Here is a 1,895-nt window from a genome sequence, read left to right as displayed (position 1 = left end):
GATACGCTGGTTCACGAAAGGAAAATGGGATTGGGCATCCTACTTTCAAGCGTAACCGCCTTCGATTCGCGGGCTTGCGGCTAAGCAAAGGGGGTGCAGAGCGGGCCCATACGGTCGGTGTGGCAGCACCTCGTTACGGAAAGTGGGTGCGCAATTTGGCACCTCGCGCACACCGCCAAGGATAGTACATGAACACCCTTGGGTGAGTGATGAGCCGCGGAAACGGCGCCACGAACACTGCCGCCAACGGACACCTGTCGGCCAAAAGCGGAACTAGCAACAACGAAATCCGACGCAACAAAGCCGCCATTCAACGCGGCGAGCAAGCAGAGTGGCCTCTCCTCTGAAACGGGACAATTAAAGTTGTCGAAGAAACTACATGAAGTTCTCGGCTCCGGCGACCGGACTGTCCGTAAGCAGAGTTGTTAGGCATGAGTAGACAAAATGCGCCGAAAGTCTGTCGGACCTCCCTCTACGGTGCTCCGCGCATCAAAAGTTTACGTGATAGTCTGTCGAGACCCCGACTATCAATGGTCCTAGCACCACCACGGAGCCCCAAGCGAAACTCACGCTAAGTACGCGGCTGAAGCTCGTCTAAAAACCAAGCCATGTTTTCCTGCAGCTGTTTCGCATCGGACTTATTGGGATCTTTTGAAACAGTCTTTGGTCCGCCCTTCTTAGCTCTAGAGACCACCGCTTTGTTCGAAAGGTTTGCCAGTGCTTTGCGCTCTTCGCAAGTCATGGAAGCCTCCAGCACCTTCATATCGACCAGATTCCGACGTTCCTGTTGCTGGTCCACGTCGTCGGTCAGGTTTACCACGGCCTCTATCGGGCACCACAAGTCCTTGCGCGTCTTTCGAAAGTCACCGTACAGTATGGACAGAGCTTCCACATCGTCGCGGAACGTCGCGTATTCCTGGCTCTTATAAGCCCTTTCCAACGCTGGATAATCGACCTCCCTTTTGTTCGCAAATTCGGTTTCGAATGCAATGCAAAGAAGTTTCACAACATTGCGCTTTATACCACCAGTTGAATTATGGATTGCTTGCGCGTCGTTTTCGGGGTCAAAGGTAAAGACGTCTGGGATAATGTTGCGAAAACGACTAAGCAGTATTTTCCAGTCCTCGCTATCGTTGCGATCCGGGTACAGTATTTGAACTTTCCCAAGCAACCGATGCCGGTCCTCTTGGTTGCGCGAGTTGAGCTTATGCAGCAGACTAAAGTTCGCGATATAGACAGCCGAGACCCCTATGTAGCACATTGCCAGGATCATCTGCGTAACCCGGGCACTCGCGTCACTACTTTGCGTGGCGAACTGGAATTCGTCCAGTAACACGAGCGACCATCCATCCCTGTATGCCAATCGACGAAGGTACTCCGTCAATACATCAACACTCCCTTCCCGGTCTGCGAAGCGAGTAAGAATACCTCTCGGTGTGCTGCATGAACGCACTGTGACTGATCGGTAGCTCGTGAGTGGGACGCCCGTCAGATCTTCAACCTTGATTTTGGGAAGAGGGGGCAAGAGGCGTTCGAGAGCTAGTAACAACTTGCTCTTTCCAGTACCCGCTAGACCCGTCAAGCACCAAGGAAAACAAAATTCCGGAAGTGGCGGATGCGGGCGATGCACTCCTTCCACAAATGCCCGACAGCTCTCGTATATCTCAAGACTGTGAGCCCAGGCTATAGTCACCCATAGCAGTAGAATGTCTAAACACTGAGCATTAGGATAGAACGTTCCCGATAACGCCTTCTTCATGCGCTCGATGGCTTCTAGGGAAGGTCTGCACAACTCGTTTTCAGATCGCCGACCTTTTACCACTTGAACTGAGTCAGCCAGGAGAATCGGCCGACAGGTTGGTCGTCTGGCCTTTGAACCGCGACGCCCCCTGTTT

At 52.9% G+C, this 1,895-nt stretch carries 1 protein-coding gene; it reads right to left on the bottom strand.

Annotated elements, in window-relative coordinates:
- Positions 1 to 571: 571 nt before the first annotated feature.
- Positions 572 to 1,336 carry a hypothetical protein gene (locus ABQJ48_RS37625; RefSeq protein ID WP_367842910.1) on the bottom strand — a complete coding sequence of 255 codons (765 nt, stop codon included), beginning with the start codon at positions 1,334 to 1,336 and terminating at the stop codon, positions 572 to 574.
- Between the last annotated feature and the right edge of the window lie 559 nt (positions 1,337 to 1,895).

The organism is Paraburkholderia suaedae (assembly GCF_040812055.1).
Taxonomy (GTDB): domain Bacteria; phylum Pseudomonadota; class Gammaproteobacteria; order Burkholderiales; family Burkholderiaceae; genus Paraburkholderia.
Note: the sequence above shows the minus strand (reverse complement) of the source record. Positions and strands in the feature narration are given on the sequence as shown.